Here is a 7,297-nt window from a genome sequence, read left to right on the forward strand (position 1 = left end):
TTGAAAGTCTAGTAAATGTGCTATAATTAATGATATAATTAGCACTTTACTAGATTTTACTTTTACTAGAAAGGTTTGGGTCAGATGAGGAAGAAAGTAGCACAAGTTATAACACTTTCAGAAATGGGAGGAGCACAAAAGCATGTTCTTCTTTTAAGTAAAGCCTTAAAAGAAAGAGGCTATGAGGTTGAAGTCATAGCTTCTGGAGGTGGAGAATTAGAAGATAAAATAAAAGCATTAGGGATTAATTTTATTAATGATCCTTATATGGTAAGAGAGATTAATGCAAGTGAGGATTTTAAAAATATAATTTTTTTAAAGAATTTATTTAAAGAGAAAGGTTATGATGTAATACATTGTCATAGTTCAAAGGCAGGATTGATAGCAAGAATTGCCGCTAGACTAGCTTCAGTTGACAAAATTATATACACTGCGCATGGTTTTGTTTTTAATGAACCAATGAAGAAGATTAAGAAATTGATATATACAATAATTGAGTATATAGGTGGCAAATTTGGAAAGACAATAATAGCTGTTTCAAAAAAAGATTACCAGTGTGCATTGGAATACAATTTATGCAGAAAAAGTAGTCTGTATTATATTCCTAATGCTATAGAGGACGTAGAAATTAACAGCTTAAAGTCTTCAGAGGCAATGAAAAAGGAATTAGGAATAAATAAGTCTAGTTTTGTTATAGGTACTGTTTCAAATTTTTATGAAACTAAGGGACATATTTATTTAGTAAATGCATTAAAAAGGTTATATGAAGAAGGATATAATTTTAAAACTGTTTTTGCTGGTGAGGGACCAACATTACAAAATATAAAAGAAGAGTGTAGAGGATATAATGATTTTGTTTTTTTAGGATATAGAAAAGATAATTTAGATATTATGAATTCTTTTGACCTCTTTGTTTTACCTTCAGTAAAAGAAGGTATGCCATATGTGATACTTGAAGCAATGAGTTTAGGCAAGCCTATTTTATGTACTAAGGTAGGTGCTTTAACAGATATGATAGCTCAAAAAGAAAATGGGTTAATAGTTAATCCTGGTGATACCAATGAACTTTATTCTGTAATTAAAGAGGTTCTTGATGATGAGATAGACTTAAAAGCTATATCAGATAATGGACAAAATTATGTTAATAGTAATTTTTCATTTAACTCTTTTATAAAGCAAATAATTGATATATATCAAAGATAGACAAAGGTAAAGGGGTTTTAATTATGTATGTTAAAATCTTAAAGTATGATGTTTTTTCAGGAACAAAACAACAATTAATTGGAAACTTGGAGAAATATAATAAGGTAAATATTGTATCTGGAAATCCAGAGGTATTATACACAGCTTTAGAAAATAAAATTTTGTATAATAGCTTTAAAAATAACAATGCAATTATTATACCAGATGGGATTGGTACTGTTATTGCATCAAAAATAGTTAAACAACCTATTAAAGAAAAGATTGCTGGAATTGAAGTAATGGAAGAGATTATAAAAAAGAGCTGCATAGATGGCAAGAGTATATATTTATTAGGTTCAACAGAAGATGTTGTAATGAAATGTAAAGAAAATTTATTAAAGAAATATCCAGGATTAAGAATAAGTGGCCTTCATGATGGGTACTTTGATTTAAATAACTGTGATGATGTACTTAATGATATCAGGTATAATAACCCTTATGTAATTTTTGTCGCAATGGGATGCCCAAGGCAAGAGACATTTATTGCAAAATATATGGATAAGTTACCATGTAGAATTTATATGGGGGTAGGGGGAAGCTTTGATGTTATTGCGGGCAATGTAAAAAGAGCTCCTTCATGGATGGTAAACCTAGGACTAGAATGGTTATATAGAGTAACAAAAGAGCCCTGGAGGATTAAAAGACTTAAAAGCATTCCTAAGTTCCTGATAAAAGTAGTAAAGGACGAGAGAAAGTAGGAGGATATAATGAAAATTCTTTTTATAGCTTGTTATTCTCCAATGATTAATAATTCAGCATCAATAGAAACATTAATGTATTTAAATAATTTATGTAAGATAAAAGGAAATGAAATACATCTTCTCACTGTTGATTTTCCTAAAGATTCTATATATTATGATGAAGAAGTTTTTAAGTTGTTAGATAAGAGAGTAAAAGTGTACGCAATAAGTGGAGGGAAAATATTTAATAAAATTATGCCTAAAAGATATAATGGATATAAAGATAGTGGTTCTAGGAGTGGGTTGAAAACCTCTATTTTAAGAGGCATAAAAAATAAATTTATATTTCCAGATATGTATACAAATTGGGTAAGAGAGGCTTCCAAAGTAGGCATAGAACTTATGAAAAAAGAAAGAATTGACGTAATATTTTCCATGCACGAACCACCATCAAGTCACTTGTGTGCTTTAAAGATAAAAAAACAATTTAAAAAAATTCCTTGGATTACTTATTGGAGTGACCCTTGGCTCAAGGACTCAACTAGGGAGAACAGTTGGATACTAAGAAGAAAGATAGAAGCTTATCTAGAAAATAAAATTATTAATAATGCAGATAAGTTTATTTATGTAACAGAAGAAAATAGGCAGGATTATATTAAAACTTATAACATACAAAAAGAAAAAACTTTTTTCATTACTAGGGGATATAACAGAAAAATTTATGATGAAATATTATCTTATAATAAACCTTCATTAATTTTTGATAATAAAATAAATATTATATATGCTGGAGAAATATTTATTAAGTTAAGAGATATCTACCCTTTTATTGAAGCAGTAAAGGAATTAGAACAGGAAGAGAATGCTTTTGCTGAAAATTTCAATATATTATTTTTTGGTAACATAGATGATGAAAATGCAAAAACAAGTTTAGAAGCATTAAATACAGTAACAGTAAAGTCGAGAATACCATATAGAGAGGCTTTATCATATATGCTTAATTCACAGGTCCTCTTATTGTTTGGGAATAAGAATTCTAAGCAAATACCAGCAAAGATATATGATTATTTTGGCACTAACAGTCTAATTTATACTATTTTGGGGGATGAAAAGGATCCTTTAATATCACTAGTAAAAGATAAACATAAATGTATAATGACCAATAATAAGAAAAAGGAAATAAAAAATACATTGCTTAATATTGGTAAGATTTATGAAGATAAAAACTTTAAAGTGCCTCCAATTGAAGAGTATGAGTGGAGTAATATATCACATAAACTTAATAATATCTTAAAAGGTTAGGAGAATTATAATGCATGTTTTGATAGTACCATCATGGTATTCATCTACTAGAAATAAAGTACATGGAAGTTTTTTTAAAGAGCAAGCATTAGCACTTCAAAGAGCTGGAGTAAAGGTTACAATAGCATATAATGAAATTTGGCCACTGACCTTAATTGGAAAGATTAATGAAAAAAAAGGTATTTATATTAATGATGAAGATAGTTTAAAAACATATAGATATAAAAACTATAACTTTCTTCCAAAAAGTTCACTTATGTTTAAGGTTTTTAATAAAAGGTTAGAAAAGTTGTATAAACTTATTGAGAAGAGAGAAGGAAAGATAGACATTATTCATGCTCATTCTTCTCTATGGGGAGGAATTAGTGCAGCTTATCTTAGTAAAAAGTATAATATACCCTTAGTTATAACAGAGCATTCCTCTCTTAAGAATAGTTTATATCTTAGAGAAAGTTATATAAAGCACATTGAAAATTCTTATAATACTGCTAATGTATTAATTACTGTAAGCAATAATCTAAAAAAAGAATTAAAAGATCATACAGTGAATTCTAATATTAAAATAATACATAATTTAGTAGATTTAAGTACTTTTTATCCTAATAAAATAAAGAAAAAAGAAGAAACCTTTAGATTTTTTAGTTGTGCTTTTTTAGAGGAAGGCAAAGGAATGGATACTTTACTTAAAGCCTTCTCAGCAGGATTTAAAGATAAGAATGCACAGTTAGTTATTGGAGGAGATGGAAGCCAAAGAGAAAATCTTATAGCTTTATCGAGGGAGTTTGGAATAGAAAATAAGGTGTTCTTCCTAGGTGCTTTATCGAGAGAACAAGTTTCAGAGGAGATGAATAAATGTGACACCTTTATTTTAGCATCGAGATATGAAACCTTTGGAGTGGTATATATTGAAGCCCTTGCGTGTGGCAAGCCTATAATAGCTACTAGAAATGGTGGGGCGGAAGAGATTGTGGAAGAATATAACGGTCTATTAGTAGATATTGATGAAATTAATGAATTGAAAAATGCAATGAGTTATATGTTTTTAGGGGCTTCCGGTTATGATCCTAATTATATTAGAAGGAAATGCATTGAGAACTTTTCAGAAGAAAATATTATTAATCAAGTTATTAAGGTATATAGGGAGATAGTATGAAAAAAATAATAGAGTATATAACAGAGACCTTTTACTTTAAAATAGCATATTTATTGTTATCTTTATTTTATGTAACTATGTTTTCAGAAATCAAAATAGTATCCCATATTGGAAGTAAGATAATGCTTTTATGGGGTGTAATCTTATTTGTTGATGAGATATATAAAAGGTCTTTTTTAAACTTTAATATTATAAAGTTATCTTTAATTATTTTTTTAGTTTTTCAATTTATTTCAGGTTTTATAATTAATAGAAACTTTAATAACTTAATACCTTTATTTATAAATGCAATAATGTTTTTTGTTGTTGGATTTTCTGTAAAAGAAAAGAACAGGGATAAAGTAAAAACAGAGATAGCTGATATTTGTAAGGTTTTTATCTTAATAACCTTTATTCTTTCATCAGTAAGTCTTATTCTTTTTATTCGGAAAAGTTATATAACATTTCACGGTAACCCATATGGATATCTTTATGAAGGTGCCTTTATTGGTTTATATACAAATGAAAATACTTTCGGGATTGCATGTGCGATATCTATAATTATGAGTTTAATTGTAATTGCATTAGAGAAAGATATTAAAGTAAATAGAATGCTTCCGTATTTTATCAATGTTGGTTTACAGCTTCTTGTTTTAACAAAGTCTGGTGGTAGATCTGCTAAGCTTGGTATTGTAGTATTTCTAGTTTTTATAGTATTTATTTATGTTAAGAATATTTATTTTAGACTTGTTTATATATTAACTGGCTTAGGTGGATTAGGAATTATTGTGAACAACTTATACAAAGCAAATAAGATAGAAAAAGTTTTATCTGGTAGATATGAGCTATGGACTACGGCTACAGGTGTAATAAAACATAACATATTATTTGGCGTTGGAAATTATAATTTAGTTAATGCTGTGAAACAATATTCTAAGAGTGAATTATCAGGGATAGAAGGTGGAGGATTACATAATATTTTTCTTCAGATTTTTACTGCGAACGGATTATTTGCGGTTATTTCTTGGATGATCTTTTTGTTAACATTTTTTATATTCATAATTATAAGAACTGATAGGATATTGAACAAAAAAGAAAGAGTACTTTCAATAGTAATTATTTCAATGTTATTAGCAATAGTATCAATAAATATTTTTGAAGCTAGTATAGCTTATATAGTAAGTTTTATATCGTTAATTTTTTGGATATATGCAGGATATATATATACGTTAGTTAAGTAAAGTTCTGTAATAATATTTTTATCCAAACACATACTAATCTTGATAGACAATCAAAGGAGAGATGAGTATGGACTTTTACGATGTAATATATAAAAGAAGAAGTATTTATAAATATAAAGGTGACAAGGTAAATAAAGAGAGTTTAGATAGAATGATAAATGCAGCTATGATGTCGCCTTCATGGAAAAATAGAAGTAGCTATAAATTAATACTTATTGATGATAATAAGTTAAAGGATAGTATAAGCGAAGAAATCCTTAATAAGGATGATAAAGCTTCTAAAGCTATAAAAGATGCTCCGATGGTAGTGGTAATTGTAGCTTGTCCTGAGAAGTCAGGAGAAGTAGCTGGGAAGGAATATTATTTAGTAGATGCAGCTATTGCTATGGAACATTTTATATTAGCAGCTACTGCAGAAAGTTATTCTACCTGTTGGATTGGTGCTTTTGATGAAGATAACATAAGAAGTATTTTAAATGTACCATCAGATTATAGAGTAGTTGCAATGACTCCTTTAGGAATTGGAGAAGATGAAAAAGAGTATAGTGAGAAAAAGGATATTAAGGAATATGTTTTTACCAACCAGTGGCAAATTCTATATTCAGATAATAAATAGCATCATGGGTTCCATGATGCTTTCTTTGCTATTTTCATTAATTATTTAAGGCTTGAAGTTGTGTATCTTTAATAGGCTTCATACCTGTTAAGTTTTATTTTAAAAAATGAAATGTGGTTAAAACTAAGCAGACTTGATATGGTTAGTTTTATGTTTATAAAATAGCACTCTTGATATTTATCGACAGAAAAGATTACATTTAGATAAGATAAAAAGCTTGGAAAAGAAACCAAAAAAGCTTATTATATATATGTTAAACAAATGATTTTAAAGCAATAAGAAGATATATAATGAGGAGGAAAAATAATGCTTGCAAAACTTAATGTAGAGGAATTTATAAAAGAACTTGCATCAAGTTCACCTACGCCAGGGGGAGGCAGTGTTGCAGCGCTATCTGCATCTTTAGCAGGAGCTTTAAATTCTATGGTATATAGCTTAACGGTAGGGAAAAAAGCATATGAAAATCTAGCTGAGGATTTAAAGGATAAGCTAAATGGATATAATATAGAGTCCAAAGATTTTTATGAAAATGCATTAACTTTTATGGATAAGGATAAAGAAGTCTTTAATAAAGTAATTGCTGCGTACAAATTACCTAAAGATACAGATGAGCAAAAAAATGAGCGAGAAGAGAAAATAAACGATGCGCTCATAGATGCTATGTATGTTCCGCTTGAACTTATGAAATATTGTATAAAATTTTATGATAATATAGATTTTGCTGCAGATTATGGAAATAAGAACGCAGTATCAGATGCCGGTGTCGCAGCTATAATGCTTCATGCTGGTATTGAGGGAGCTATGCTCAATGTAAAAATAAATCTAGCTTCAATCAAGAATGAAGATATAATTAAAGAAGTTTCTAAGGAAGCTATAAATATTTTAGAAACTTCAGGAGTTAGAAAAGAAGAGATTTTAAATAAGGTATATAAATATATAGGATAAAAAAATAACCCTGCTTTATGCAGGGTTATTTTTTCAGACTGCTGACAAAGTGTCAGCAGTCTTTGTTTTTACTGAATTATGAAGTAAAATTAAAAGTATAGAATTTTATTTCATAGGAGTTATTCAAATGATACGAGAA

7 protein-coding genes are annotated in these 7,297 nt (G+C 28.4%); all 7 read left to right on the forward strand.

Going from position 1 to position 7,297, the window contains the following annotated elements:
- Positions 1-84: 84 nt before the first annotated feature.
- Positions 85-1,203, forward strand: coding sequence for a glycosyltransferase family 4 protein (locus tag CPJCM30710_RS06845; RefSeq protein WP_212903426.1), 1,119 nt, complete (start codon positions 85-87; stop codon positions 1,201-1,203).
- A 23-nt stretch (positions 1,204-1,226) separates the two neighbouring features.
- A complete protein-coding gene (locus CPJCM30710_RS06850) occupies positions 1,227-1,940 on the forward strand; it encodes a WecB/TagA/CpsF family glycosyltransferase (protein WP_212903427.1) in 714 nt (237 codons plus the stop codon).
- 9 nt (positions 1,941-1,949) lie between these two features.
- Positions 1,950-3,224 (forward strand): glycosyltransferase, encoded by a 1,275-nt coding sequence (locus tag CPJCM30710_RS06855; protein WP_212903428.1) that lies wholly within the window; start codon positions 1,950-1,952, stop codon positions 3,222-3,224.
- A 10-nt stretch (positions 3,225-3,234) separates the two neighbouring features.
- Positions 3,235-4,377 carry a glycosyltransferase gene (locus tag CPJCM30710_RS06860; protein WP_212903429.1) on the forward strand — a complete coding sequence of 381 codons (1,143 nt, stop codon included), beginning with the start codon at positions 3,235-3,237 and terminating at the stop codon, positions 4,375-4,377.
- Positions 4,374-5,597 (forward strand): O-antigen ligase family protein, encoded by a 1,224-nt coding sequence (locus CPJCM30710_RS06865; RefSeq protein ID WP_212903430.1) that lies wholly within the window; start codon positions 4,374-4,376, stop codon positions 5,595-5,597. Before CPJCM30710_RS06860 ends, CPJCM30710_RS06865 begins: the two co-directional genes overlap by 4 nt.
- Before the next feature lie 67 nt (positions 5,598-5,664).
- Complete coding sequence (locus CPJCM30710_RS06870; RefSeq protein ID WP_212903431.1) at positions 5,665-6,213, forward strand: nitroreductase family protein; 549 nt, start codon at positions 5,665-5,667, stop codon at positions 6,211-6,213.
- Positions 6,214-6,519: 306 nt separating this feature from the next.
- Positions 6,520-7,158, forward strand: coding sequence for a cyclodeaminase/cyclohydrolase family protein (locus CPJCM30710_RS06875; protein ID WP_212903432.1), 639 nt, complete (start codon positions 6,520-6,522; stop codon positions 7,156-7,158).
- Positions 7,159-7,297 lie beyond the last annotated feature (139 nt).

The organism is Clostridium polyendosporum (assembly GCF_018332455.1).
Classification (GTDB): Bacteria; Bacillota; Clostridia; order Clostridiales; family Clostridiaceae; genus Clostridium_AY; species Clostridium_AY polyendosporum.

Bases quoted from the DNA above. Each gene is read 5' to 3' on its own strand.
- CPJCM30710_RS06845 (WP_212903426.1), top strand. From the start codon at position 85: ATGAGGAAGAAAGTAGCACAAGTTATAACACTTTCAGAAATGGGAGGA.
- CPJCM30710_RS06850 (WP_212903427.1), top strand. From the start codon at position 1,227: ATGTATGTTAAAATCTTAAAGTATGATGTTTTTTCAGGAACAAAACAA.
- CPJCM30710_RS06855 (WP_212903428.1), top strand. From the start codon at position 1,950: ATGAAAATTCTTTTTATAGCTTGTTATTCTCCAATGATTAATAATTCA.
- CPJCM30710_RS06860 (WP_212903429.1), top strand. From the start codon at position 3,235: ATGCATGTTTTGATAGTACCATCATGGTATTCATCTACTAGAAATAAA.
- CPJCM30710_RS06865 (WP_212903430.1), top strand. From the start codon at position 4,374: ATGAAAAAAATAATAGAGTATATAACAGAGACCTTTTACTTTAAAATA.
- CPJCM30710_RS06870 (WP_212903431.1), top strand. From the start codon at position 5,665: ATGGACTTTTACGATGTAATATATAAAAGAAGAAGTATTTATAAATAT.
- CPJCM30710_RS06875 (WP_212903432.1), top strand. From the start codon at position 6,520: ATGCTTGCAAAACTTAATGTAGAGGAATTTATAAAAGAACTTGCATCA.